This window comes from Brevundimonas sp. GCM10030266 (assembly GCF_042666595.1).
Classification (GTDB): Bacteria; Pseudomonadota; Alphaproteobacteria; order Caulobacterales; family Caulobacteraceae; genus Brevundimonas.
This window is the reverse complement of record NZ_JBHTCY010000002.1, coordinates 544,609-570,495: the sequence shown is the minus strand read 5'-3', so window position 1 is coordinate 570,495 and position 25,887 is coordinate 544,609. Positions and strand designations below refer to the sequence as shown.

The window sequence follows — 25,887 nt, the reverse complement described above, 5'->3', positions numbered from 1 at the left end:
TCAGTCCTTCCGACGCATATAGGGCGCGACGAACAGGCACAGGCCGGTGATCATCATCAGGATCAGCGGAATGAGCGCGACGAAGCCAAGCCAGAGGGCGTCGATCTGCAGGACCAGAGCGCCCACGTTCAGAAGGACGGCGCCGGTGAAGATGAGGGCGAGCCAGCGGTGGCACTGACGGGCGAGGGCGGTCATCAGCAGGTTCCTTTCCGGGTCAGTCAATACGGGTCAGCAGGGCGTCCATGTTCTGCAGGAAGGCCGCCCAGCCATGGCGGGCGCCGCCCAAGGCCTGCTTCTGGTCGGGGCGGAAACCGACCTGCTCCATCCGCAGGTGCGTGCCCGATCCCTGCGGCGTCAGGGTGAAGGTGACGACGCTGCTCAGGGCGTATTGCGGGTCCGGGTTGGCGAAGTCCCATCGGTAGGCCAGCACGCGTTCCGGCTCGAGCGTCACGACCTCGCAATCCAGCACCCCGCCCCATTCTCCGGTCAGGTGGAAGGCGCGACCGACGATATCCGGCGCCGCGTCGATCTTCATCAGCCACTCTTCGATCAGGTGAGGCTGGGTCAGGGCGCGCCAGACCTTGGACGGTGGATGGGCGAACTCGCGTTCGACGATGACGGAGCGGGTCTCGGTCTGTGTCATTGGTCCATCCGGTTCAGCAGGTCATCGAGACGATCCATGCGCGCCGACCAGAAGCCCGTCATCTCTTGCGTCCAGTCATTGAGCGGCGCGAGCGCGGCGAGGCGAGGGCGGTAGTGGGTCTGGCGTCCGTCCTGTCGAACCTCGACAAGGCCGACCGACCTGAGCATGCCCAGATGTTTGGACACTGCGGGCTGGGACACCCCGGCGTGGGCGGTAAGCACCGTCACCGTCTGCTCACCCTCCCGGCACAGCCTCTCGAAAATCCCCCTGCGCGTGGGATCGGAAAGGCAGCGAAAGAGATCGGACGTGTCGGGCATCAAGGACCGTGGGCGAATGGGACCCAATTCATAACTCAACGGTTATGAGTTGTCCACCTGCCTGGCGTTCCAGCCCCCGCTACCGGGCGAACCTCGGCCATTGAAGGCGCTGCGGGTCTTATCGATGGATGAAAGCGCCGCCCGCTAACCCGCCACCTTCTCGGTAATGAAATGCCGCCCCTCGCGGTCCTCGATCTCGACGATCCAGAGGTCGGGGTCGTAGCGGATCTGGCGCTGGAGATAGTCGTCCAGCTCGCTCTCGAACTCGCTCTCGACCGGCTGCATCCACAACCGCTCGCCGTCGGGGCCGAAGGCTTCACTATAGAGTCGGGCGCGGCGTTCGGCGGTGTTGAACACCTTGACGATGACGGTTCCCGCCCGCGCGTCGCCCTTGCGCGCGACCGTGGCGAAGGCGCCGCCGATCTCGGCGCGGCGGATCAGGGCCGCGACCCAGACATCACTCGATAGAAGCAATTCGCTAACCCTGCTCGGACACCGGACCTGAACGCTCCATGCGTAGGGTGCGGGGCATGACGATACGGCAGAACGCCCTGAAGACCCAAGCGCGAGTGGTAGCCCGTCCCCTCGCAGCCCTGATGGTCGCCGCGACCCTGTTCGCGCCGGGCGCCGCCGTCGGCAATCCGTCCTCCACCTATTACGAGCGCGCCTTCGTGGTCGCCGCCGACAGCCGTTGCAGCCTGTTCGAGCCCCAGGTCGGACGCGCCCTGACCGCCGCCAAGGCGCAGGCCCGGGGCGCGGCCCTGCGCTCCGGCGTGGCCGCCGCCGACGTGACGGATGCGGGCCTGCGCGCCCGCGCCCGCGCCGGGGCCGTCGCCTGCGCCGACCCGCAGCTGGCGGTGGTCAAGGATCGGGTGAACGAGGCCTTCTCCGGCTGGGCGCGCATGCCGCGCATGACCTTCCCCGGCGACCGCTACGACTGGGTCGCCAATCGCGCCGCCTACAGCCGCGCGACCTGGCGGCTGCAGCAGGCGTCGATGATCGGATCGTCGCCGGTGACCTTCGGCTATGCCGGGACCGGCGATCAGGCGGCCCTGACCGCCGTGGTCAGCTGGTACGGCAATCCGCGCCCGACCTCGGCCCGGCTGGTCTTCCGCGATCCCGCCAAGGCGCCGCGCGCCTGGCTGGCGGGCGACAATCTGGTCCCGGCCTCGGCCCGCGCCAGCCTGTGGGCCTCGGGCGTTTCGGCGGCCGAACCGACCCTGCTGTCCGAGGGCAAGCGGGCGGGCGACGCCTGGACCTTCGCGGCTTCCGCCGCCGAGGCGCTGGAACAGCTGGACCCGCGCGAGGCCTTCGCCCTGGAGTTCCATTTCCGGGATGGCAGCGTGGCCAGCGTGCCGTTCGAAGCGGGCGACTTCGCCGCCGGCCGGGCCTTCATCGCCATGGGGACGGTCTAAGCCGCCGTCTTCGCATAGGCCCGCGCCATGTCGATGAAGGCTCGCAGCTTGGCGGGGGCGTGTCGCCGGCCGGGATAGTAGAGCTGCAGGCCCGGATAGGACGGCGTCCAGTCTTCCAGCACCTGCAACAGTCGTCCGGCCGCAAGATCGTCCCGCACCGAATACTCGGTCACATAAGCCAGCCCGACCCCCTCCAGCGCGGCCTCGTGGATCAGACCTGCATCGTCCAGCGTCAGGTCGCCGGGCACGTCGATCTCCACCGCCTGCCCGCGCTTCTCGAACTCCCAGCGGTAGACCGCCCCCGACGCCATCCGCGCGCGCACACCCGTGTGGTTCTTCAGGTCAGACGGCGAGCGCGGCGGGACCCGGCCTTCGAAATAGGCGGGTGATCCGACGACGATCGAGCGGATGGCCGGGATCACTGTCACCGCCGTCATGTCCACTGGCACGGTTTCGGCCAGACGGAAGCCTGCGTCGAACCCGCCCGCGACGATGTCGATCAGGGCGTTGTCGGTCACCAGTTCGACTTTCATCCCGGGATAGCGACGCAGATAGGCGAGGATCAACGGGCGCAGAACCAGCTGGGCGGCGCCCAGCGAGGTGTTCAGTCGCAGCACGCCCGAAGGCCGGTCGCGGTGCTGGTCCACGCCCTCTATCGCGCCGTGGATGGCGCCCAGGGCCGGGGCCACCTGTTCGACAAATTGTTCCTGCCGAGGTCAGCGAAACGCTGCGGGTTGTTCGGTCGAACAGACGCACGCCCAGCCGCGCCTCCAGCCCCGCCACCGCATGGCTCAGCGCCGAGGCCGACAATTCCAGATCACGGGCCGCGGCGCGGAAGCTGCCGCGTTTGGCCACCGCCACCACAGCTTCCAGTTCGGTCAGGCCGGAGCGGTTCATTGTGCGATATTGCTCATTATCTCGTGCGGTATTGTCCGACTTATAGCGACAAATGCGTCGGACTACATCGCTTCCCGTCAACGACAAGGAGCGATCCCATGCGAACCCTTCAACAGATCTACATCGAAGGCGCCTTCGTCACCCCGCACGGGGACGAGCTGTTCGACCTGCACAATCCTTCGACTGAAGCCGTCATTGGCCGGGTGCGTCTGGGCGATGTCGAGGACGCCCGCGCGGCCATCGCGGCGGCGAAGCACGCGCTTCCGGCGTGGAGCGCCACCGGCAAGGCCGAACGTATCGCCGTCCTGCACCGGCTGCACGACGCGATGAAGGCGCGACACGCCGACCTGCTGGCGGCGATCATCGAGGAGTACGGCGCGCCGTCGGGGCGTCTGGAGTGGATGGCCGCCATGGCCGCCCAGTCCTTCCTCGAGGCGGCCGAGACGCTGGAAACCTACGAATTCCACCAGACCATCGGTCGCGCCGAGGTGGTGATGCAGCCGCTGGGGGTTGTCGCCGCCATCACGCCCTGGAACAGCAATGCCAGCTTCATCTGCTCCAAGATGGCCACGGCCATCGCCGCGGGCTGCACCGTGGTCATCAAGCCCAGCGAGATGAGCGCCCTGCAGACGCAGGTCGTCATGGAGGCCCTTCACGAAGCCGGGGTGCCCAAGGGCCTCTACAATATCGTCACCGGACGCGGCGATGTCGTCGGGGCCGAGTTCTCCAGCCATCGCGACGTGGCCAAGGTGACCTTCACCGGCTCGACCGCCGTCGGCCGCACCATCCTGCGGGCGGCGTCCGAAACCATGAAGCGGGTGACGCTGGAACTGGGCGGCAAGAGCCCGCAGATCATTCTGGACGACGCGGACATCGACGCCATCCTGCCTGCCGTCGTTGGCGCGGGCTTTATGAACAGCGGACAGGCCTGCGTGGCCGGGACGCGCGTTCTGGTCCCCGAAAGCCGGATGGCCGAGTTCCTGCCGAAGCTGAAGGCGGCGGTAGAGGCGGTGCGTGTCGGCGATCCGAACGACACGGCCACTGATGTCGGCCCCATGGTCAGCCAGCGCCAGTTCGAGCGGGTGCAGGGCTACATCCGGCTGGCGCAGGAGGAGGGTGCGACCCTTCTGACCGGCGGCGAGGGACGACCCGAAGGCCTCGACCACGGCTGGTTCGTCCGCCCGACCATCTTCGCCGACGCCGACAACGACATGCGGTTCGTGCGCGAGGAAATCTTCGGCCCGGTGCTGGCCGTCATTCCCTACGCCGAAGAGGAACAGGCCATCCGCATCGCCAACGATACCGACTACGGCCTGCAGGCCTATGTGTTGTCGTCGGATGTCGACCGGGCCCGCCGGGTCGCGGCCCGCATCGAGGCCGGTCGGGTGCATATCAATGGCGCCCCGCACGAGCCGCAAGCCCCGTTCGGCGGTTTCAAACAGTCCGGCATCGGTCGCGAGCGCGGCGTCTTCGGACTGGAGGCTCACATGGAGCCGAAGGCGGTTCTGGTGTGAGACGGACAGTGAGCGGGGGCGATCAGCCCCCGTTCGTCGCCACCGGCAGTTGGATGATCTCGGCGCCGCCTTCCGGGGCGGGGGCGCGGGCGACCAGCGCCACCGGCATCCGCACCGTCACCGCCGTGCCCTCGCCCAGGGTGCTCTCGATGCTCATGCGGCCGCCGTGCAGTTCGGTGAAGGCGCGCACCAGCGACAGGCCCAGACCAGTGCCCTGGCGGCGCTGCTCCGGCGCGCCCGCCTGTTCGAACGGACGGCCCAGTCGCTGCACGTCTTCCGGCGCAATGCCGACGCCGGTGTCGGCGACGATGATCTCCAGATACGGCCCGATCACATCGACGGTCACGGTCACGGCGCCGCCCTCGGGCGTGAACTTCACGGCGTTGGACAACAGGTTCAGCGCAATCTGCTTCAGGGCGCGGCGGTCGGCGGAGACCTCCATCGTGTCCGGCGACAGCACGCCGGACAGGCTGACGCCCTTTTCATCGGCATTGACGCGGACCAGCGCCATCGCGTCGGAAATGACCTCGCGGGCGTCGAACTTCTCGACCGCCAGCGTGTAGCGCTCTGCCTCGATCTTGCTGACGTCCAGCAGGTCGTTGATCAGGTCCAGCAGGTGCCCGCCCGCCTGATGGATGTTGTCGGCGTATTCGGCGTAGCGATCCGGTATCGGGCCGAACAGGCGCTGGCGCATGATGTCCGAGAAGCCCAGCACGGCGTTCAGCGGCGTGCGCAACTCGTGGCTCATATTGGCCAGGAAGCGGGTCTTGCCGCGCTCGCGCGCCTCGGCCTCGTTGCGGGCCACCTCCAGCCCCAACTCGCGGGCGTACTGGGCGGTGGCGTCGAAGGTCTGGGCGATCAGGCGCGGGCCGGCGGGATCGTCCAGCCGGCGCAGGACCAGCTGCACCCGGCGGTCCAGCGCCAGGCGCGGCGCCAGGGTCGCTGCGCCCTCATGGCCGTTCAGCGCCCGGTCCATCGCGGCCAGCAGGCGGGGACGATCCGGCGCGTGGATGGCGGCGACCAGGCCCTGTTCGAACAGCGGATCGACCGGCAGGGAGGCGGGCGGCGCGCCATAGGCGGCCAGCACCCGGCCGGAGGGCTCCAGGATCAGGGTCAGGCCGGGCTGGGCCGCCATCAGGGCCTCGACCCGGCGCACCTCGGCCTCGGCGGAGGCCATGCGGCGCTCGCGCTGACGCCAGGACAGGCGCACGGCCAGCGCCGCCGCCGCCGCGGTCAGCACCGCCGACAGGGCGGCCAACGCGGGCAGGTGAGGGCCGATGCCGCCCATCATCAGGCTGGTGGCCAGGCCGCCGACCGCCGCCACGCCGACGCCCAGGGCGCCGGTCTGCACCAGCCGGGGCGCGCCCAGGGCGATGCCCGCCGCCAGCGGCAGGAAGACGAAGCCGGCCAGCGGGCCGGTCAGGCCTCCCGACAGGGCTGCCGTGGTCAGGGCCGCCATGCCCCAGACGCCCATCAGGATCATCCGGTCGCGGAAGGCGTCATGCTTGATCAGGTTCAGGCCGATCAGGCCCGGCACGACCATGGCCAGCACGCTGTAGAAGACCGGGCCGTCGACGCCGCCGATCCAGCGGGCGCCGAACGCCAGCAGGGCCGCGGCCAGCGCCCAGCCCGCGTGCCAGGCGGCCAGCGCCGCGCGATCACCGGCCCCGGCGCGGGCGGCGCTTTGCGTCGGCTCTGATCGGGGGAGGGCGTTCAAGGGGCGGGCGAAGTCGGCGGTGGCGAGAATAGGGAAGGCCAGCCTAGCCGCCCGGCTGAGTCGTCCAAAGCGCACACCCCCCACAGGCGACTGCCGCAAGGCCGCTCACGGACGATTTCCGGGGATGGACCGGGCGGTTGTCGTTAACGCCCGCACGGCCTATCTGGCGGCCATGACCACTCCGCCCCCCATCGACGCCGTCCTCGCCGAACTGGTCGAGGAGTTCGACCTGCTCGGCGACTGGGAAGGCCGGATCGAATACGTCATCGATCTGGGCAAGGATCTGGAGCCCCTGCCCGAGGCCGATCGCATCGAGGCCAACAAGGTGCCGGGTTGCGCCGCGCAGGTCTGGCTGGCGTCGGGCCGGGAGGGCGACCGCCTGACCTTCCGCGCCGACAGCGACAGCGCGCTCAGCAAGGGCAATATCGCCCTGCTGCTGCGGCTCTATTCGAACCGCACGCCGGCGGAGATTCTCGGTTTCGACGCCCGCGCGGCGCTGGACCGGCTGGGCCTCCCGTCCGCCCTGACGCGCCAGCGCGCCAACGGCCTGAACAGCATGGTCGGGCGCATCCGGGACGCCGCCGCGGCGGGCTGAGACGGCGGAGGGCCTAGTTGCCCCCGTTGACCACCATGTCACCGCTACCGACGCGCGCGGTGGGGCAGGTCGGGCCGTTTATTTCGCACGGCAGCGTCGCGCGCCGATCAACATAGTTTTCGAACCAGCGCCGGGATTGTTCGCGATGATACTCTGCGACTTCGGCCCGCTCGCAAACGCGGCGCACCCGGTTCGAGCCGAGCACAGCCTCGCGGCGGCAAACGATCTCGCCGCCGCTGTCCGAACGCGCCGGCGTCGCGGCGGTCGTGGTCGCGGCCGCTGGGGCCGTTGCGGTGGGCGACGGAGCTGGAGCGTCCTGGCCGAGCAGGGCGAGGGCGAGAACAAGCGCGATGGACATGGAAACCTCCCCACAGGCGTCGGCGAATACCGGCGTGTTTCGAAATAGGGGTATCTGAGGTTGTCGAGTCAAGCGGCTTCGCAGGCGTGTCGCGCGCTCGGAGGAGGGCGATCAGCCCAGCCTGTAATGCCGGGCCAGCGCCGCCAGGCCGGTCTGCAGGATGGCCCGGGCGGTCCGGCGTCTCAGGCCCAGCGCCTGTTCGGTCATCTGCAGCGACAGGCCGTGAAGACAGACCCGTTCGACGACGGCCCGCGCCGGTCCGCAGGCCGCCAGCGCGGCCTGGACCCGGCCGGCGGCGTCCAGCGCCCGATCATGGCCCGCGACGGGCAGGCCGCCGTTCCGCCCGCCGGCTCGCCCGGTTCGCGGCAGGGCGTCCCACCGAAGGGTGACGGCGCTGCCCTGCATCAGGGTCTCCGCATCCAGCGCCAGTTGTCCGGCGGCGGCCACCTCGGCGCGGGTCAGGCCGGGGCGACCGTTCGCACCGATCCGGGCGGCCAGCCACACGACCGGCGAAGCGCTCACATTGGCGACCCGCTCCACGCTCTGGCCGTCCGGCAGCATCACCGTCCGGACTCCCTCGGTCACGCCCGGACGCCCCGCCGGTGGTCCGGAGGGCAGGGCGTCGGGCGCCCGACGCGCTGTCCAGCCGCCGCCGGGACGGGTTCGCAGGCCCGGCGTGACCGTCAGGGCCCTGAAGCTCGCCTCATCCAGCGTCAGCATGATCCGCGCGCGCCGGTCCCGCCCGGTCCGCAGCGCATAGCCGCCTGCCTTCGCCTCCAGCCAGCTGTCCGGCAGGGTCAGCAGCCGCCGCGCCCGTTCCAGTCCGTGGCTCCCGCTCATGCCGGCAGCTCCACGCGCGGCGTGTCCAGGATATCGCGCACCGACCGCTCCAGCCGGTTCAGCAGATCGTCCAGCCAGGGCCGATCCCGTTCATCCTCGGCCCAGCGACAGGCCTGCGCCGCCGTCGCCCGGTTCATGCCGAAAGCGTGGCCGACCCGCTCGATCGGCCAGCCATAGGTCACATGCGCCAGATACATGGCCAGCCAGCGCGCGCGGCAGGCCTGTCCGCCCCGGCGCACGCCCCTGTTGATCTGGTCCACCGGCACGCCGGTCGCCGCCGCCACGATCTGCAGCGCCAGCCCGGCTCTCAGTCGGTCGCCGCCCGAGGCGGGCGCCCGGTAGGGATCGTTCATCTCCTGCTCTCCTCATCACCCTCTCACCGGCCCTGCTCGCCGGCTTTGGTGTAGGATTATATTCCTGCCATGCGTCGTTATTGGTCGCATGGGTCAGGCGGGGCGGGGATGTCGGAAAAATTCGCGTCGCTTGACTCGGGGACTCTCGACGCCGATTCGCAAATCAGCCTAGATTCGCCGTTAACCAATCGCGTTAACCCTTCTTAAGGTTTTGAGGGGTTAACACTCGAACAAGGTTACCCGGAAACGGGTTCTAAACATCTACTGCCAAGCTCTGCCTGGAGGGGCAATCATGCGCGTCCTGCTTATCGAAGATGATCACGCGACCGCGCAGAGCATCGAGCTTATGCTGAAGTCGGAAGGCTTCAACGTCTACACGACGGACCTCGGCGAAGAGGGCATCGATCTCGGCAAGATCTATGACTACGACCTGATCCTTCTCGACCTGAACCTGCCGGACATGAACGGTCTGGAAGTCCTGCGCCAGCTGCGCGTCGGCAAGGTCAACACGCCGGTGATGATCCTCTCGGGCACTTCGGAAATCGAGACCAAGGTCAAGACCTTCGGCGGCGGCGCCGACGACTACATGACCAAGCCCTTCCACAAGGACGAGCTGATCGCGCGCACCCACGCCGTGGTCCGTCGTTCGAAGGGCCACGCCCAGGCGATCATCCATACCGGCGAGATCGCCGTGAACCTGGACGCCAAGACGGTCGAGGTGAACGGTCACCGCGTCCACCTGACGGGCAAGGAATACCAGATGCTGGAGCTGCTCTCGCTCCGCAAGGGCACCACCCTGACCAAGGAAATGTTCCTGAACCACCTGTACGGCGGCATGGACGAGCCCGAGCTGAAGATCATCGACGTCTTCATCTGCAAGCTGCGCAAGAAGCTGGCCACGGCCGCGGGCGGCAAGCACTACATCGAAACCGTCTGGGGCCGCGGCTACGTCCTGCGCGACCCGGCCGAAGGCGCGCTGCCGGCCTCCGCCGCCGCCTGATCCTTCAGGGAAGAAACGCCAGAAACGACAGACGCCCGCCGGTTCCTCCGGCGGGCGTTCTGCTGTGTGGTCGCCTGTTCAGCCTATCGCCGTTCATCGACCGGGCGAAGTTCGATCACATTTCTGAAACAATGCCGCAAAGCGTTGCAGCCAAAGGCGTTGATGCGCATTTCCACTTCGCCTCCCCGGCATAGTTTGGAAACGCTGCCCCTCTCCGGGCCTCCGAAAGTAACAAAAGATGAGCTCCACGAAGTCGCTGTTCGCCGGCGCGGCCCTCGCCGCGCTGGCTGTTGTCGTCGCCACCCCGGCCGCGGCCCAGTCCTATTATCTGCAGGAACAATCCGCCCGCGGCGCCGGTCGCGCCTTCTCGGGTGAGGCCGCCGACACCGGCGTCGCCTCCCTGTGGTGGAACCCTGCCGCCATCGCCCGCAGCGGCCGTGAAGTCACCTTCGGCGCCCACGCCGTGGCCGTGAACTCCGAAGTGCGCGACGCCGGCTCGACCCTGACCTATCCGGGCGGCGTGACCGCTCCGGTCGTCGGCAACACCACGGCGCACAGCCCGATCGAAAGCGGCATCGTGCCGAACTTCGCCATCGCCACCCCGATCGGCGACCGCTTCGCCGTGGGTCTGGCCATCGCCGCCCCGTACAACTTCACCACCAAGTACGAAGCCGACTCCTTCGCCCGCTATGACGCCATGACGTCGGAGCTGCGCTCGGCCAACGTCGGCCTGGTCGGCGCCATGCGCGTCACCGACTGGCTGGACCTCGGCGCCGGCGTGGACGCCCAGTACGCCAAGGCCAAGCTGACCTCGGCCCTGCCGAACCTGTCGCCGACCCTGCCGGACGGCTTCTCCTCGCTGGAAGGCGACGGCTGGGCCTATGGCTGGAACGTCGGCGCCCAGGCCCACTTCGGCAAGCTGGACCTCGGCCTCAGCTACCGTTCGGCCATCGAGCATGAACTGGACGGCGACGTCGCCATCTCCGGCCTGCTCGGCCCCCTCGCCGGCGCCAACCTGACCGCCAACGGCGTCGCCAGCTTCAACACCCCGTCGTACATCGCCGCCTCGGCCCGCTACGCCGTCAACGACCGCCTGACCCTGAACGCCCAGGTCAACCGCATCGGCTGGTCGGAGTTCGACACCATCGACGTAGTCTATCCGGGCGGCGGCCAGATCATCCCGCTGGACTACAAGGACGTCACCACCGGCGCCGTCGGCTTCGACTATGTCGCCAGCGATCGCCTGACCTTCCGCGGCGGCATCGGCTACACCCCGACCCCGACCCGCGCGAACGAGCGCACCGCCCGTATTCCGGACTCGGACCGCTGGCTGATCTCGGGCGGTCTGACCGCCAAGGCCACGGACCGGATGTCGGTCGATCTCGGCCTGACCTACATCGCCTTCCAGGACGGCGACGCCTACAGCGACCGCGCCCTGTACGCCGGCACCCCGGCGGCGATGCAATCCAGCCTGCGTGGCACGACAGAAGGCTACGGCCTGGTCTGGTCGCTCGGCACCCGGATGGCCTTCTAACCCGGTCGTCAGGTCTCCGGCGGACGGTACAGCCAGTCCGCCGGAAGGCCCATGCGAACACAGGCGCGGGCCGGAGGGGCGCTTTCGAGCACCAGCCGGTCCGCCGCCTTCGCCATCGCCCGCACGATCGGGCGCTCCAGCGGGGACAGCCCCGCCGCCTCCAGCCCCAGCCGCGCCTTCAGCGGCGGGGGTATAAGATCCACCGCCGCCTTCACCAGCATCGGCTGCAGCAGCCGACCCCCGCCCGGCAGGGCCGGCGCGGCGCGGATGATCTCCAGAAACTCCAGGATGATCGGCGAGGCCTCCAGCCGGTCGTCCATCGCCGCCAGCGCCGCGCGCCACTCCACCACGCTCGCGGGCGCATTCACCGCCCCGTACAGCCGCGCCGCCGGGGCCGCCTCGGCGAAGGCCTGATCCTTCAACCGGTCGCCCAGCCGCTCGACGTAGCGGTCATAGGCCTCGATAAAGCCGTAGGACGCGGTGGCCTGCACCCAGTCCAGCAGATCGGGGTCGTCGGCGGCATAGGCCTCGCCATGCTCGCTCGTCCCGGTCACCCGCGCGTGGCGGCGGTTCACCCCCTCGATCATCGCCTCGGCCACCTCGCGCGGCGCATAGACGGTGACCATCGCCGCCAGCCCGGTCCGCCTCAGCCGCGTCACCGGATCGGTGCGGAAGCTGGTGTGGTCCCAGACACCGGCCCGCACCTTCGGCTCGGCCAGCTCCAGCAGCACCGCCGCCACCCCGCCGATGAACAGCGAGATCGGGTTCTTGAACAGCCGCCACGACACCGAGTCCGGCGCGGTCAGGGCGGGCGCGCCCGGCGGCGCAGCGAAGTCGATCTGGAAGCCGTCGGCGGACATCAGTCCGCGCGCGGCGTCCTCGACGCGGCTCTGGATGGGCGAGGGGAGGCGATAGGCCATGCGGGATCAAGGCGCAGACGGCGGGCCGGGTTCCGAACGCAAGAACGCCCGCCGGATCGCTCCGGCGGGCGCTTCTGTCTTCAGTCCGGGCCGAACTCAGCCCTTGGCGGCGTAGCCCTTGCCGCCGTTCGACGGGCGGCGGCGACGCGGACGGCGCTTCATTTCACCGACCGGCTTCGGCTCATTGGCGGCCGGGGCCGAGGTGTGGCGCGGGTCGTTGTTGGTCTGGCGACCGCGATCCCGGGCCATCGGGTCGAAGGCGCGTTCCGGCGTCGGGCGAGCGTCGGCGGCGCGGCCCTTGCGGACGCGGTGCGGCTGCCCGCCGCCTTCCAGCTTGATGCCGTCGCGGCGCGGATTGCGCGGGCCGCGTTGCTGCTGCTGGCGATCGCCACGGCCGTCGTCCGGCATCGAGGCCTTGTTCTTCACGCCCGAGGCCATGATCGACTGGTCCAGCAGGGCCAGCGACTTGTCGTTGCGGCGGTCGCTCGACGGGATCTTCTGACGGGTGACCTTCTCGATGTCCTTCAGCAGCTTCATCTCGTCGCCGGCGACGAAGCTGACGGCCGAGCCGTCCTTGCCCGCGCGGGCCGTCCGCCCGATGCGGTGGACATAGGCTTCCGGCACATAGGGCAGCTCGAAGTTCACGACGTGCGAGACGCCGTCCACGTCGATGCCGCGCGCGGCGATGTCGGTGGCGACCAGCACGCGCAGCTTGCCGGCCTTGAAGGCGGCCAGGGTGCGTTCACGCTGCGGCTGGGACTTGTTGCCGTGGATGGCGCCGGCCTCGACGCCGCCGGCTTCCAGATAGGCCGCGACCTTGTCGGCGCCGTGCTTGGTCTTGGTGAAGACCAGGCAGCGCGTGTACTCGGGATCGGCGAACATCTCGGTCAGCAGGGCGCGCTTGCGGCCCTGTTCGATGTGGATGACCGACTGGTTGATGCGCTCGACCGTGGTCGACTGCGGCGTCACCTGGACCTTGACCGGATCCTTCAGCAGTTCACCGGCCAGCTTGCCGATCTCCGACGGCATGGTGGCCGAGAAGAACAGGTTCTGACGCTTGGCCGGGATGCGGCTGACGATCTGGCGGATCGGCTTGATGAAGCCGAGGTCCAGCATCTGGTCGGCTTCGTCCAGCACGAAGATTTCGGTGGCCGACAGGTCCAGGTTCTTTTGCTGGATGTGATCCAGCAGACGGCCCGGCGCGGCGACCAGGATATCCAGGCCCTGGTTCAGCGAGCGTTCCTGCCCGCCGTACTTCACGCCGCCGAAGATGACGGCGACGCGGAAGCCCAGATGCTTGCCGTAGGCCTTGAAGCTCTCGCCGATCTGGGTGGCCAGTTCGCGCGTCGGCGACAGGACCAGACAGCGGGTGGTGCGCGGCACGGGGGCGACGCGGTTGGCGGCCAGACGATGCAGGATCGGCAGGGCGAAGGCGGCGGTCTTGCCGGTGCCCGTCTGGGCGATGCCCAGCAGGTCCTTGCCGGCCATGACGTCCGGGATGGCCTTCTGCTGGATCGGGGTGGGCTTGGTGTAGCCCTCGGTGGTCAGCGCCTGCAGCAGGGCAGGGTTCAGACCCATGGATTCAAAGGTAGTGTTGCTCACGGAGCGGCTTCTTTCGCATGCGGCGACACGCATCAGCCATGGCTCGAAAGCCGTCAGGGCCGCGCACCGCCAGTCCCGATGGGGCGCCTGAAAGGGGCCTTCGGGGTGGATCGGGCGCTACCCCGCGTGTCCGGGCAGCGAATGAATATGAGAGGCCGGCGGCTTCTACAGACAGGCTTCCGGGGAGGGAGGCCCACACGCGCTGGAGACGCCGGAGACCGCAAATGGTGCGGTGCAGCAGGCAGATGGGCCTGAAAGGTGTTCAAGTCAAGGCGGCAGCTCAGTTCGCGCCCAGCAGCCCCACCGCCATATTGACCGTCAGCGCCAGCACCACGGTGTTGAACACGAAGGCCGTCAGGCTGTGCACGGTCGAGGTCCGGCGAATGCCCCGGTCGGCGATCTGGACATCCGCCGTCTGCGACGCCACCCCGATGATCAGCGAGAAATGCAGGAAGTCCCAGTAGTCGGGCTCGGGATCATCGCCCGGAAACAGCAGCCCGCCCCGGTCGCCCTTCGGCCCGGGCGAATAGAAGACGTGGGCGTAATGGAAGGCGAAGATGACGTGGACGAACAGCCACGACAGGGCCACCGTCACCAAGGCCAGCGCCGCCGGTCCGCCGCCCCCGCTGGCCGCTTCGCCCACCACCACGACCACGCTGCCGACCGCCGCGATCAGGGCCAGCGGCAGGATGGCGGGACCGGCCTCGTCCAGCGCCGAGGCCCGCTTGCGGATGGCGTCGGCGGACCGGGTGCGGATCACCTTGATGGCGCTCTCGATCAGGAACAACCCGACCCCGATATCCCACGCCAGCGCCACCTTCGACGGCCACCCGCCGGGGATCGGCCAGAACAGGCCCGACGCCGCGATCAGGATCAGCAGGGCCAGGGCCCAGTGGAGGCGAAGCCAGGTCATGGGCGGAGAGTGCCTCTTTCCCTCTCCCGATGGGAGAGGGCTTGAGCCTCCGGGAGCGCAGCGATCGGTAAGGCGAAAGGGTGAGGGGCGATCATCAGCATTCGGCGATAAGCCGCGTCACTGTTCTGGGCGGTCGGCTTGGGCCGATTGAAACAGTCGACCCTCATCCGACGGGGCTCCGCCCCGCCACCTTCTCCCATCGGGAGAAGGGAAGCCGCCATACGTCCAATACTGACGCACCGGCCTGCTAACCTACTCCCTACTCCCTACTCCCTACTCCCTACTGCCTCGCCTTCGCCGATAGACGGGATAGACGCCATAGACGCCATAGACGGTGTATTTCGACCGTCTTTCCAGAGTGGACGATCTGCACCGATTGCACTGTTCGCACCCTGTTTTTCCGCCGCGAAATTTCCTCCCGCACCCGCGAAATCCGCTCGACTTCCCCTACGTGATCACGGAATGTTACAGCCTCGCTCCCGGAGAAGCCCATGTCGATGACGTCGCGCGCAGGCCTGCAGGTCGCACAGGAACTGGCTGATTTCATTGAGCTTGAGGTGCTTCCGGGGCTGGATGTCAGCGCCGACCGGTTCTGGACCGGCGCCGCGGATTTGCTGGAACGGGCCGCCGTCGACAACCGCGCCCTGCTGGATCGCCGCGATGAACTGCAGGCGAAGATCGACCAGTGGCACGCCGACCGCGCCGGCCGCCCGCAGGATCCCGCCGCCACCGCCGCCTTCCTGCGCTCCATCGGCTATCTGGCCCCCGAGCCCGCGCCGTTCAGCATCCAGACCGACCGGGTGGACGCCGAGGTCGCGACCCTGGCCGGGCCGCAGCTGGTGGTGCCGGCGCTCAACGCCCGCTTCGTCCTGAACGCCGCCAACGCCCGTTGGGGCAGCCTGTATGACGCCCTCTACGGCACGGACGCGCTCGGCGACCTGCCGCCGCCCGGACCCTATGACGCCGCCCGCGGCGCCCGCGTCGTGGCCCGCGCCAAACAGTTCCTCGACGAGGCCGTGCCGCTGGAGAGCGGATCGTGGGCCGACCTCGGCGACCCGTCGGGCGGCATCGCCCTGAAGGCCCCCGCCCAGTATGTCGGCCAGACTGAGAAGGGCCGCGTCTTCCGCCACAACGGCCTGCACATCGAGGTGGTGTTCGACCCGTCCCATCCCATCGGCGCGACCGATCCCTCGGGCATCTCGGACGTGGTGCTGGAGGCCGCCCTGTCGACCATCGTCGACCTCGAGGACTCCATCGCCGCCGTCGACGCGGCGGACAAGGTGGCCGCGTATCGCAACTGGCTGGGCCTGATGAAGGGCGATCTGGTCGAGACCTTCTCCAAGGGCGGCCAGACCCTGACCCGGGCGCTGAACCCGGATCGGGAGGTCACCGCGCCGGACGGTTCGACCGTCACCCTGCCGGGCCGGTCCCTGCTGTTCGTCCGCAACGTCGGCCACCTGATGACCACGCCGGCGATCCTGCTGGCGGACGGCTCCGAGGTCTTCGAGGGCGTGCTGGACGCCCTGGTCACCTCGGCCATCGGCGCCCATGACCTGAAGGGCAACGGTCGGTTTCGCAACAGCCGCGAAGGCTCGATCTACATCGTCAAACCCAAGATGCACGGGCCGGACGAGGTCGCCTTCACCAACGAGCTGTTCGACCGGGTCGAGGACATTCTGGGCCTCGACCGCTGGACCCTGAAGGTCGGGGTCATGGACGAGGAACGCCGGACCTCGGCCAACCTGGCCGCCTGCCTGTGGCAGGTCCAGCACCGGCTGGTCTTCATCAACACCGGCTTCCTCGACCGCACCGGGGACGAGATCCACACCGCCATGCGGGCCGGTCCCGTGGTCCGCAAGGCCGAGATGAAGTCGTCGGACTGGATCAGCGCCTATGAGGCGCGAAACGTCGCCATCGGCCTGAAGTGCGGCCTCTCGGGCCGGGCCCAGATCGGCAAGGGCATGTGGGCCGCGCCGGACCAGATGCAGGCCATGCTGGAGCAGAAGGCCGCCCATCCGAAGACCGGCGCCAACACCGCCTGGGTGCCTTCACCGACCGCCGCGACCCTGCACGCGCTGCACTATCACCAGACCGACGTCTTCGCCCTGCGCGCCGAGATCGCGGCGAAGCCTACCCCCGGCCTCGAGCCCCTGCTGACCGCCCCCCTCGCGGCGGGCCGCAACTGGTCGGCGGAAGAGGTGACGCAGGAGCTGGAGAACAACGCCCAGGGCCTGCTCGGCTACGTCGTGCGCTGGATCGATCAGGGCGTCGGCTGCTCCAAGGTGCCGGACATCCACGACGTCGGCCTGATGGAGGACCGGGCCACCCTGCGCATCTCGTCCCAGCACATGGCCAACTGGCTGCTGCACGGGGTGTGCACGGCGGAACAGGTGGACGCCGCCCTGCTGAAGATGGCCGCCCGCGTCGATGCCCAGAACGCCGCCGACCCGCTCTACGAGCCGATGGCGTCGAACCCGGCTGGCAGCATCGCCTTCAAGGCCGCCCGGGCCCTGGTTTTCGAGGGCGTGGAACAGCCCAGCGGCTACACCGAGCCCCTCCTGCACCGGTTCCGGGCGGAGAAGAAGGCGGGATAGGGATCAGGTTCCAGGTGTCAGGTTTCAGGGACGCCGGGCGACAGGTCAGCCGCCCTTTAACCTGAAACCTGTTCCCTCATCCCTTCCCCTACTGCTCACTCCCCGACCGCCACAGGTTCCGGGTCAGGGGTTCGATCAGATAGGCCAGCGCCGTGCGCTTGCGCAGCAGGATGACCACCTCGACCGGGGCGCCGGGGCGCAGGCTTTCGGTGGCGCGGCCCAGCTTGGCCAGTTCGTCCGCCGGCACGACGATTTCGGCGCGATAAAAGGAGGCCCCGCTCTCCTCCATCTGGAAGCTGTCGGCCGAGATGCTGGCCACCCGCCCGAAGACCAGCGGCGGATTCCGCTCGCGCAAGCCGGTGAACTTGACCTCGGTCTCCTGCCCGATGCTCAGGTTGTCGATGTCGGTGGGCAGGACCTGGGCCACGATCACCTGCGAGGCGTCGCGCGGGACGACCTCCATCAGGGTCTGGCCCGGCTGGATCACCCCGCCCTGGGTGAAGATGGTCAGGCCCACGACCTGGCCGGTGGCCGGGGCGCGCACCTCGCTGCGGGCGATCTGGGCGCGCAGTTCAGTCATCTTCGGGCGCAGCTCGTTCAGCTGGATGTCGATCTGGCGCAGCTGGTCGGCGACGTCCTCGCCCAGCTTGCTGTCGACCCCGGACATCTGCAGCCGGGTCTCGCCGACCGCCTCGCGCGAGCGGGCGATCTGGGCGCGCAGCGAGCCGAGCTCGCCGTCCAGCTGGGCCGCGGTCCGCTCCAGCGCCCGCACCCGCGTCTGCGGCGCATAGCCCTTGGCGGCCAGGTCGCGCATGCCGACCAGTTCCTCCTGGATCAGCCGCTGCTGTTCCTGGTTGGCCTCGATCTGTCGCTGGTAGCCGTCGATCTGGTCATTGAGCTGGGCGATGCGCTGGCCCAGCACCCCGGTCTCGGTCGTGCGGCCGGTGCGGCGGGCGCCGAACTGCAGTTGCTGGATGCGCAGGCTCTCCTGCGCCAGCGCCGCATCCTCGGGCGGCAGGTTGGCGAACTCCTGCGGCTGGGGGATGGCGCGCAGGCCGTCGCGCTCGGCCACCAGCCGGGCCCGCTGCGCGATCAGGGCATAGACCTGACCCGAGACGCCGCGCTCTGTCGCGCGAAGCTCGCCGCTGGACAGGGTCAGCAGGATCTGGCCGCGCTGGACGGTGTCGCCTTCGCGCACATGCAGGGCGCTGACCACGCCGCCCTCGCGGTGCTGCACCGCCTGCCGGTTGCCGGACACCGCCACCTGCCCCTGCGCGAAGGCGCCGGCGTCCAGCGGAGCGAAGGCTGCCCAGCCGAGGAAGATGACGAAGAAGGCCACGATGATCGCGCCGCCGATTCTCAGCTCCAGCCGAGGCGCGTCCGTGACGACGACGGGCGGTTCAGGCGCGGGACGGGACGCGGGAGCAGGCGCGGACGAGGGAGAGGGCTCCGGCGCGGGATCGAGCGATCCCCCGGGCGCGGCGGTGTCGGTCATGACTTGGGTCGCTGGGCTTGGGCCGGGGCCTGCGAAGCGGCGGGCGAGGAGGGGGCGGCGACCCGAGGCTGGCCTGCGGCGCGCGGAGCGTTGGCGCGCATCTTCTCCAGCACCTCTTCGCGCGGCCCTTCCAGCTGGACCACGCCGTCGCGCATCATCAGCAGGCGGTCCACCCGGGCCAGAACCCCCGCGCGGTGGGCGATGATGACCACGGCCGCGCCCCGCGCCGAGGCGCCGAGGATGGCCTGCATGAGGGCCGCTTCGCCCTCCTGGTCGAGGTTGGAGTTCGGCTCGTCCAGCACCAGCAGGACCGGGTCGCGGTACAGGGCCCGGGCCAGCGCCACCCGCTGGGCCTGACCGGCGGACAGGCCCTGTCCGAACGGGCCCAGGATGGTGTCATACCCCTTGGGCAGGCGCAGGATCAGCTCGTGCGCGCCCGCGGCGATGGCGGCCTTCACCGCGTCGCGGTCGGCGCTTTCCTGATCCACGCCGGTGGCGGTCGAGAAGCGCGAGATATTGTCCTTGATCGTCCCGGCGAACAGGCTGGGCACCTGCGGCAGATAGCCGATCCAGCGCGCCAGTTCGTCGCCGTCGCGCGCGTCAAACTCCGCCCCGTCCAGACGGATGGCGCCGCCGTGCGGCTTCAGCGCGCCGGACAGCACCCGCGCCAGCGTCGTCTTGCCCGAGCCGCTGGCGCCGACGACACCCAGCGTCTGGCCGGGCTGCAGGGTGAAGGTGACGCTGCGCAGCTGCGGGGCCTCGGTGTCCGGGAATTTCACCGACACGCCCTCGACCTGAAGCCGGCCAACCGGATCGGGCAGGGCGGTGCGCTCGCGTTCCACCTCGGCGGTGCCGGCGAACAGGTCGGTCAGCGTCTTCCAGCTGGCGCGCGCCTGCACCAGGCTGGGCCACACCCCGACCAGCAGCTCGACCGGCGCGACGGCGCGGCTCAGCAGGACCGACGAGGCGATGATGGAGCCGGGAGAGATCTGGCTCTTCACCGCCAGCCAGGCGGCGAGACCCAGAGCCGCCGACTGCATGATCAGGCGCAGGAATTTGATGGCGCCCGAATAGCGGCCGCCGGCCAGCTGGGCGTCGGCCTGGGCGGCTGTGGCCCGGCGGCGCTGGTCGATCTGGCGGCTGATGGAGGACTGCCGCATGCCCAGCGCGCGCACGACCTCGGACTGGCCCGCGACGGCTTCCTGCGCGGCATAGGCATGGTTCTGCGACTGGATGGCCTTGGCGAGACGCGGGCGGGTGTCGCGCTCGTTCAGCCAGGCGAGGGTGAACAGGATGCCGCCGCCGACCAGGGTCAGCAGGCCGATGGCCGGGTGCAGCAGGAAGCAGCACAGCAGATAGATCGGCGTCCACGGGGCGTCGAACAGGGCCAGCATGCCCTGACCGCCGATAGCGCCGCGGACGTGATCGAACTCGCGCAGCGCATGGGTCGACGGCGCCTTGGCCTGGATGTCGACGACCCGCTGCAGCACCTTGCCGGACAGCAGACGGTCCAGCCGCAGGCCGGCGCGCAGCATCAGTCGTCCGCGCAGCCAGTCCAGCCCCGCCAGCGCGCCCAGCGCGAAGACGGCGACCACGGTGACCAGCAGCAGGGTCTCGATGCCGCCGGTGGGAACGACGCGGTCATAGACCTGCATCATGTAGAGGGTCGGCGTCAGGTAGAGCAGGTTGACAAGGGCCGAGAAGACCGCCGCCCAGACGAAATGGGTCCGGCACGCCTTCAGCGCCTCGGCGAGGGGCTCGGTCCCCGGCTTGCTGGGCAGCAGGTTTTTAAGCACGGGCGGGGTCGGGTCCTGCGGTTGTCCGGCGACAGTCTAACCCGCTGGCGGTTCAAGACATAGTGGTCCGTGCGTCACGCCCGTCTGCGCGCCCGTTCCGCGCGCCCGTTCCGCGCGTTTGTGACCCAACTTTAACTTGCCGCCCTCGCGCCCGCGCGACACGGTGGCCATCGGCTTTTGTAAGGGGGACGCCATGCTGACGATCGAGAACCTGACTCATGTCTATGGGAACGGAACCCGCGCTCTGGATGACGTCAACCTGACCATTCCCAAGGGGATGTTCGGCCTGCTGGGGCCGAACGGGGCGGGCAAGTCCACCCTGATGCGCTCGATCGCCACCCTGCAGAGCCCGACGTCGGGTTCGATCCGCTTCGGCGACATCGATGTGGTGGCCGAACCGGAGAAGCTGCGCCGGGTGCTCGGCTACCTTCCGCAGGATTTCGGCGTCTATCCGCGGGTCTCGGCCTACGACATGCTGAACCACATGGCCGTGCTGAAGGGCGTCGCCAATGGCAAGGAGCGAAAGGAGACGGTCGAGGCCCTGCTGCATCAGGTCAATCTGTGGCCGGTGCGGAGCAAGGCCCTGGCGGGCTTCTCGGGCGGCATGCGCCAGCGCTTCGGCATCGCCCAGGCCCTGATCGGCAACCCCGAACTGATCATCGTCGACGAGCCCACCGCGGGTCTGGACCCGGAGGAGCGCAACCGCTTCCTCAACCTGCTGGCCGAGGTCGGCGAGAACGTGGTCGTCATCCTGTCGACCCATATCGTCGGCGACGTGACCGACCTGTGCCCGCGCATGGCGGTTCTGGCCGGCGGCAAGATCCAGCTGGAGGGCGCGCCGACCGAACTGCAGCACGCGCTGGAAGGCCGTATCTGGAAACGGGTGATCGACAAGCCGGAGTTGCCGGAGTTCCGCAAGCGCTACGAGGTCATCTCGACCCGGCTGCTGGGCGGCCGCACCGTGATCCACATCCTGTCCGACACCCCTCCGGGCGACGGGTTCGAAAGCGCGTCGGGCGGACTGGAGGACGTCTATCTGGCGACCGTCTCCAAGTCGCGCCGCGCGGCCGCTTGAGGCCATCGCCATGTTCGGAAAGATCGCCAGCTTCGAATTCCGCTACCAGCTGCGCCAGCCGGCGTTCTGGGTCATCTTCATCGTCTTCGCCCTGCTGTCCTTCGGCGCGGTGGCCAGTGAGAACGTCTCGCTCGGCTCGGGCGGCAATGTCTTCAAGAACGCCCCCTATTCGCTGGCGATCGCCCACATCGCCTTCAATGTCTTCTTCATGCTGGGGTCGACGGCGATCGTGGCCAATGCGGTCGCGCGGGACACCTCGACCGGCTACGGCCCGCTGATCCTGTCCACCCCGGTCAGCAAGTCGTCCTATCTGTTCGGACGGTTCTTCGGCGCCTTCGCGGCGACGGCCGTCTGCTACATAAGCATCTCGTTCGGCACCCTCGCGGGTACGCTCATGCCGTGGGTGGATCCCGAGACGCTCGGGGCCTTCCGCCCGTTCGACTATCTCTACGCCTATGGCGTCTATGGCCTGACCGGCCTGTTCCTGACTTCGGCCCTGTTCTTCATGCTGGCCACGGTCACCCGCTCGATGATGGCGACCTATGTCGGCGTGGTCGGGGTGATCATCCTCTATCTGGTCAGCACCGGGGTTCTGGGCTCCCGGCCCGAGTTCGAGACGGCCCTCGCCTGGGGCGAGCCGTTCGGTTCGGGCGCCTATGGCCTGGCGACCAAATACTGGACCGCCGCCGAGCGGAACACGATCAATGCCCCGCTGGAGGGCGTGCTGCTCTGGAACCGGGTGTTGTGGACCCTGGTGGGCGTGGCGCTGCTCGCCTCGACCTGGGCCCTGTTCCAGCCGTCGCCACGCGGCGCCAAGGCGAAGAAGGCTGACCGTCTGCGCGCCATGGTCGAGGCCGCGCCCGAACCGGTCGTCACCGCCATCGGCCACCTGCCGCAGCCGACGCACGGGCTGAAGGCCGCCTGGGCCCAGCTCGTCTCGCGCACGGCCTTCGAGATGAGTCTGATCTTCCGCAGTCCGGCCTATGTGGTGCTGATGCTGCTGGGCTTCGCCTTCGCCCTGGCCATGCTGTTCTTCAGCGGCGAGATGTATGGGGCGCCGATCCTGCTGGTCACCCGGGTGGCCATCACGGCCCTGTTCGGCGCCTTCGGCCTGATCTCCATCGTCATCGCCATCTACTATTCGGGCGAGCTGATCTGGCGCGATCGTGAGCGCAAGATCCACGAGATCATCGACGCCTCGGCCGCGCCCGACTGGACCTTCCTTGTGCCCAAGACGCTGGCGCTGGCGCTCGTGCTGCTGTCGACCGCGCTCGTCGGCATTCTGGCCGGCGTCGCCACCCAGGCGATCAAGGGCTATTTCGATTTCGAACTGGGCAAATACCTGATGTGGTACGCCCTGCCGCAGGCGATCAGCTTCACCCTGCTGGCGGTGCTGGCCATCTTCGTGCAGGCCCTGTCGCCCAACAAGTTCGTCGGCTGGGCGATCATGGTGGTCTACATGATCTCGACCATCGTGCTCAGCAATCTGGGATTTGACCACCCGATCTATCAGTACGGCAACGGGATCAGCGTACCCCTGTCGGACATGAACGGTCGCGGCGATTTCGCCCTCTTCAACAGCTGGTTCGACCTGTACTGGACCGCGTTCGCCGTGGTGCTGCTGGTGGTCGTTTACGGCCTGTGGCGGCGCGGGACCGAGACCCGTCTGGCGCCGCGGCTGAAGCGCTTCCCGCGCCGTCTGGTCGGCCCGGCGGGCGTGATCGGGGCGGTCGCCGTGCTGGCCTTCATCGGTCTGGGCGGCTTCATCTACACCAACACCAACGTCTGGAACGAGTACCGCACCCGGGACGCCGAGGAACGCCGCATGGCGGATGGCGAGAAGGCCCTGCTGCGCTACGAGAACACGCCGCAACCGTCGGTCGCCGACGTGAAACTGGTGCTGGACCTGCATCCGCACGAGCCGCGCCTGAACGCGCAAGCGACCTGGGTTCTGGAAAACCGGACCCAGGGTCCGGTCAACGAGATCCACCTGCGCTGGCCCGACGATCTGGACATCCGCGCCCTGAACATCGAAGGGGCGACCAAGGCCCGCGACTGGCCCGAGTTCAACTACACCATCTATCGGTTCGCCACGCCGCTGCAGCCGGGCGATCGCCGGACCATGACCTTCGAGACGGTGATGGCCCAGCGCGGCTTCAAGGCCAGCGGCAACACCACCCGCATTGTCGATAACGGCACCTTCGTCAGCCAGAACGAGTTCGGCCCGACCATCGGCATGAACCGCAACGGCCTGCTCGACGACCGCGCCAAGCGCCGCAAGCACGGCCTGCCGGCTGAGCTGCGCCCGGCCAAGCTGGAAGACGAAAGCGCGCGCGGCCGCAACTACATCGGCGCCGACTGGGTGAACGCGGACATCACGGTGACAACCGACGCCGACCAGACCCCGATCGCCCCGGGATACAAGGTTTCGGACGTCACCCGCGACGGTCGCCGCACCGCCCGCTTCGTCACCGAAGCCCCGATCCTGCACTTCTTCTCGGTGCAGTCGGCCCGGTACGAAATCCTGCGCCGCCAGCACAACGGAGTGACGCTGGAGGTCTATCATGACGCCCAGCACGCCCGGAACGCGCCGCGGATGATCGAGGCGATGCAGGCGTCGCTGGACTATTATACCCGGGCCTTCAGCCCGTATCAGTTCCGGCAGGCGCGGATCATCGAGTTCCCGGACTACGCCAGCTACGCTCAAGCCTTCGCCAACACCATGCCCTACTCCGAGGGGATCGGCTTCATCGCCGACTTCTCGGATCCGACGAAGATCGACTACGTCACCTACGTCACGGCGCACGAGATGGCGCACCAGTGGTGGGCGCACCAGGTGGTCGGCTCCAACCAGCAGGGCATGACCGTGCTGTCCGAGACCCTGGCGCAATATTCGGCGCTGATGGTCATGGAGAAGATGTACGGGCGCGACGACATCCGCCGCTTCCTCAAGTTCGAGCTGGACCGCTACCTGCGTGGTCGCGGCATGGAGCGGCTGGAGGAGATGCCGCTCTTCCGGAACGAGAACCAGCAGTACATCCACTATCAGAAGGGCGGGCTGGTCATGTACCTGCTGCGCGACCAACTGGGCGAGGATGCGGTCAACCGCGCCCTGCAGCGGGTGCTGCGCCAGTACGCCTTCAAGGGCGCGCCCTATCCGCGCTCGCTGGATCTGGTCGCCGCCCTGCGGGCCGAGGCTCCGGCGGACAAGCAGGCGCTGATCACCGACCTGATGGAGAAGATCACCCTGTATGACGTCAAGACGACCGGGGTGACGGCCACGCGCCGGGCCGATGGTCGCTGGGACGTCGCGGTCACGGTCGACGCCCGCAAGCTGTACGCCGACGGCAAGGGCGCCGAGACGCCCGCGCCGCTGAACGAGAGCTTCGACGTCGGCCTGTTCACCGCCGAGCCGGGCACGGGCCGCTTCGACCAGAACGACGTGATCCTGATGGAGCGTCGTCCGATCCGGAGCGGGGTGCAGACCCTGCGCTTCATCAGCGCGCGGGAGCCGAAGTTCGCCGGGGTGGATCCCTACAACAAGTGGATCGACCGCAACTCGGACGACAACGTCAGGGCGGTGAGCTAGCGCGTCCCGAACAGACGGTCGCCGGCGTCGCCTAGGCCGGGGACGATGTAGCCGTGGTCGTTCAGATGATCGTCCACGGCGGCGGCCCAGACCGGCACGTCCGGATGGGCCGCGCGCAGACGGGCGACGCCTTCGGGGGCGGCGACCAGACAGACGAAGCGCAGGTTGGCGACCCCGCGCGCCTTCAGCCGGTCGATGGCGGCGATGGCTGACGCCGCCGTGGCCAGCATGGGATCGACGACGATGCAGAGGCGGTCGGAGACGTCTTCCGGAGCGCGGAAATAGTATTCGACCGCCTCCAGCGTTTCCGGGTCGCGGTACAGGCCGACGTGGGCGACGCGGGCGGACGGGACCAGGTCCAGCATGCCCTCGACCAGTCCCAGTCCGGCGCGGAGGATGGGGACGAAGACCAGCTTCTTGCCCTCGATCTTCTGTCCGGTGGTCGGTCCGACCGGCGTTTCCAGCGGCCAGTCTTCCAGCGGCAGGTCGCGGGTGACCTCGTAGCAGAGCAGGGTCGAGATCTCGCGCAGCAGGGTGCGGAACTGGACGGTCGAAGTGTCCTTCGCCCGCATGATCGACAGCTTGTGGGTGACCAGGGGGTGGTCGACGACGGTGACGCCGTGGGCGGTGGAAGCGGGCATGGGCGTCCGATTTTTTATGTTGGAGTTTCGGGAGAGGGAGAAGACTCGAACTTCAACTTGAACAGGGCGGGCGGGCGTC

The 25,887-nt window shown here is 68.7% G+C and carries 23 protein-coding genes and 1 pseudogene; 8 read left to right on the top strand and 16 right to left on the bottom strand.

Annotation, left to right across the window (positions count from 1 at the left end; genetic code table 11):
* The 4 genes from ACFQQC_RS09380 to ACFQQC_RS09365 all read right to left on the bottom strand — a co-directional run bounded on the left by ACFQQC_RS09380 (nt 1) and on the right by ACFQQC_RS09365 (nt 1,434).
* Nucleotides 1-195: a hypothetical protein gene (locus ACFQQC_RS09380; RefSeq protein ID WP_376861927.1), complete on the bottom strand. Its 195-nt coding sequence runs from the start codon at nt 193-195 to the stop codon at nt 1-3.
* Between the two features lie 19 nt (nt 196-214).
* Nucleotides 215-643: an SRPBCC domain-containing protein gene (locus ACFQQC_RS09375; protein ID WP_376861924.1), complete on the bottom strand. Its 429-nt coding sequence runs from the start codon at nt 641-643 to the stop codon at nt 215-217.
* Entirely contained in the window at nt 640-960 is a 321-nt protein-coding gene (locus ACFQQC_RS09370; protein ID WP_376861921.1) for an ArsR/SmtB family transcription factor, read from the bottom strand. Before ACFQQC_RS09370 ends, ACFQQC_RS09375 begins: the two co-directional genes overlap by 4 nt.
* A 144-nt stretch (nt 961-1,104) precedes the next feature.
* Nucleotides 1,105-1,434 (bottom strand): DUF1491 family protein, encoded by a 330-nt coding sequence (locus tag ACFQQC_RS09365; protein ID WP_376861918.1) that lies wholly within the window; start codon nt 1,432-1,434, stop codon nt 1,105-1,107.
* Nucleotides 1,435-1,490: 56 nt separating this feature from the next.
* Between ACFQQC_RS09365 and ACFQQC_RS09360 the strand changes: the two genes are divergently transcribed.
* Nucleotides 1,491-2,375: a hypothetical protein gene (locus tag ACFQQC_RS09360; protein ID WP_376861915.1), complete on the top strand. Its 885-nt coding sequence runs from the start codon at nt 1,491-1,493 to the stop codon at nt 2,373-2,375.
* On the opposite strand, the gene ACFQQC_RS09355 is transcribed toward ACFQQC_RS09360, so the two are convergent.
* The gene (locus ACFQQC_RS09355; protein ID WP_376861913.1) at nt 2,372-3,064 is read right to left on the bottom strand and encodes a LysR substrate-binding domain-containing protein; all 693 of its coding nucleotides are present in this window, start codon (nt 3,062-3,064) and stop codon (nt 2,372-2,374) included. The genes ACFQQC_RS09360 and ACFQQC_RS09355 overlap by 4 nt on opposite strands.
* 76 nt (nt 3,065-3,140) lie before the next feature.
* Nucleotides 3,141-3,272: pseudogene (locus tag ACFQQC_RS09350) on the bottom strand (LysR family transcriptional regulator); the annotation flags it as partial.
* Nucleotides 3,273-3,370: 98 nt separating this feature from the next.
* Between ACFQQC_RS09350 and ACFQQC_RS09345 the strand changes: the two are divergent.
* Nucleotides 3,371-4,786, top strand: coding sequence for an aldehyde dehydrogenase family protein (locus ACFQQC_RS09345; RefSeq protein WP_376861911.1), 1,416 nt, complete (start codon nt 3,371-3,373; stop codon nt 4,784-4,786).
* Nucleotides 4,787-4,808: 22 nt separating this feature from the next.
* Here ACFQQC_RS09345 and ACFQQC_RS09340 read toward each other — a convergent pair whose 3' ends face one another.
* Complete coding sequence (locus ACFQQC_RS09340; RefSeq protein ID WP_376861908.1) at nt 4,809-6,503, bottom strand: sensor histidine kinase; 1,695 nt, start codon at nt 6,501-6,503, stop codon at nt 4,809-4,811.
* A 172-nt stretch (nt 6,504-6,675) separates the two neighbouring features.
* On the opposite strand from ACFQQC_RS09340, the gene ACFQQC_RS09335 reads away from it, so the two are divergent.
* The gene (locus tag ACFQQC_RS09335; protein WP_376862113.1) at nt 6,676-7,098 is read left to right on the top strand and encodes a SufE family protein; all 423 of its coding nucleotides are present in this window, start codon (nt 6,676-6,678) and stop codon (nt 7,096-7,098) included.
* 13 nt (nt 7,099-7,111) lie between these two features.
* Here ACFQQC_RS09335 and ACFQQC_RS09330 read toward each other — a convergent pair whose 3' ends face one another.
* The 3 genes from ACFQQC_RS09330 to ACFQQC_RS09320 form a co-directional block, all read right to left on the bottom strand.
* Nucleotides 7,112-7,456 carry a hypothetical protein gene (locus ACFQQC_RS09330; protein ID WP_376861905.1) on the bottom strand — a complete coding sequence of 115 codons (345 nt, stop codon included), beginning with the start codon at nt 7,454-7,456 and terminating at the stop codon, nt 7,112-7,114.
* A 111-nt stretch (nt 7,457-7,567) separates the two neighbouring features.
* Nucleotides 7,568-8,296 carry a DUF6456 domain-containing protein gene (locus tag ACFQQC_RS09325; protein ID WP_376861903.1) on the bottom strand — a complete coding sequence of 243 codons (729 nt, stop codon included), beginning with the start codon at nt 8,294-8,296 and terminating at the stop codon, nt 7,568-7,570.
* Nucleotides 8,293-8,649 (bottom strand): helix-turn-helix domain-containing protein, encoded by a 357-nt coding sequence (locus ACFQQC_RS09320; protein ID WP_376861900.1) that lies wholly within the window; start codon nt 8,647-8,649, stop codon nt 8,293-8,295. Before ACFQQC_RS09320 ends, ACFQQC_RS09325 begins: the two co-directional genes overlap by 4 nt.
* A 292-nt stretch (nt 8,650-8,941) precedes the next feature.
* Between ACFQQC_RS09320 and ctrA the strand changes: the two genes are divergently transcribed.
* Both ctrA and ACFQQC_RS09310 read left to right on the top strand, forming a co-directional pair.
* Entirely contained in the window at nt 8,942-9,649 is a 708-nt protein-coding gene (ctrA, locus tag ACFQQC_RS09315; protein ID WP_376861897.1) for a response regulator transcription factor CtrA, read from the top strand.
* Between the two features lie 238 nt (nt 9,650-9,887).
* Complete coding sequence (locus ACFQQC_RS09310; RefSeq protein ID WP_376861894.1) at nt 9,888-11,183, top strand: OmpP1/FadL family transporter; 1,296 nt, start codon at nt 9,888-9,890, stop codon at nt 11,181-11,183.
* A gap of 8 nt (nt 11,184-11,191) precedes the next feature.
* Here the strand turns inward: ACFQQC_RS09310 and ACFQQC_RS09305 are convergent, their stop codons facing one another.
* From ACFQQC_RS09305 to ACFQQC_RS09295, 3 genes are all read right to left on the bottom strand, one after another.
* Nucleotides 11,192-12,103 carry an oxygenase MpaB family protein gene (locus ACFQQC_RS09305; protein WP_376861891.1) on the bottom strand — a complete coding sequence of 304 codons (912 nt, stop codon included), beginning with the start codon at nt 12,101-12,103 and terminating at the stop codon, nt 11,192-11,194.
* Between the two features lie 96 nt (nt 12,104-12,199).
* Nucleotides 12,200-13,705 (bottom strand): DEAD/DEAH box helicase, encoded by a 1,506-nt coding sequence (locus tag ACFQQC_RS09300; protein ID WP_376861888.1) that lies wholly within the window; start codon nt 13,703-13,705, stop codon nt 12,200-12,202.
* A gap of 280 nt (nt 13,706-13,985) precedes the next feature.
* The gene (locus ACFQQC_RS09295; protein ID WP_376861885.1) at nt 13,986-14,618 is read right to left on the bottom strand and encodes a DUF1345 domain-containing protein; all 633 of its coding nucleotides are present in this window, start codon (nt 14,616-14,618) and stop codon (nt 13,986-13,988) included.
* 491 nt (nt 14,619-15,109) lie between these two features.
* On the opposite strand from ACFQQC_RS09295, the gene ACFQQC_RS09290 reads away from it, so the two are divergent.
* Nucleotides 15,110-17,212 (top strand): malate synthase G, encoded by a 2,103-nt coding sequence (locus ACFQQC_RS09290; RefSeq protein WP_376861882.1) that lies wholly within the window; start codon nt 15,110-15,112, stop codon nt 17,210-17,212.
* 88 nt (nt 17,213-17,300) lie between these two features.
* Here ACFQQC_RS09290 and ACFQQC_RS09285 read toward each other — a convergent pair whose 3' ends face one another.
* A complete protein-coding gene (locus ACFQQC_RS09285; RefSeq protein WP_376861879.1) occupies nt 17,301-18,707 on the bottom strand; it encodes an HlyD family type I secretion periplasmic adaptor subunit in 1,407 nt (468 codons plus the stop codon).
* The gene (locus ACFQQC_RS09280; protein WP_376861876.1) at nt 18,704-20,503 is read right to left on the bottom strand and encodes a type I secretion system permease/ATPase; all 1,800 of its coding nucleotides are present in this window, start codon (nt 20,501-20,503) and stop codon (nt 18,704-18,706) included. Before ACFQQC_RS09280 ends, ACFQQC_RS09285 begins: the two co-directional genes overlap by 4 nt.
* 193 nt (nt 20,504-20,696) lie before the next feature.
* Between ACFQQC_RS09280 and ACFQQC_RS09275 the strand changes: the two genes are divergently transcribed.
* Both ACFQQC_RS09275 and ACFQQC_RS09270 read left to right on the top strand, forming a co-directional pair.
* Nucleotides 20,697-21,578 (top strand): ABC transporter ATP-binding protein, encoded by an 882-nt coding sequence (locus ACFQQC_RS09275; RefSeq protein WP_376861873.1) that lies wholly within the window; start codon nt 20,697-20,699, stop codon nt 21,576-21,578.
* Between the two features lie 10 nt (nt 21,579-21,588).
* The gene (locus tag ACFQQC_RS09270) at nt 21,589-25,167 is read left to right on the top strand and encodes an ABC transporter permease/M1 family aminopeptidase (protein WP_376861870.1); all 3,579 of its coding nucleotides are present in this window, start codon (nt 21,589-21,591) and stop codon (nt 25,165-25,167) included.
* On the opposite strand, the gene upp is transcribed toward ACFQQC_RS09270, so the two are convergent.
* Nucleotides 25,164-25,808, bottom strand: coding sequence for a uracil phosphoribosyltransferase (upp, locus tag ACFQQC_RS09265; protein ID WP_376861868.1), 645 nt, complete (start codon nt 25,806-25,808; stop codon nt 25,164-25,166). The two genes, ACFQQC_RS09270 and upp, sit on opposite strands and share 4 nt — an antisense overlap.
* Nucleotides 25,809-25,887: the final 79 nt, after the last annotated feature.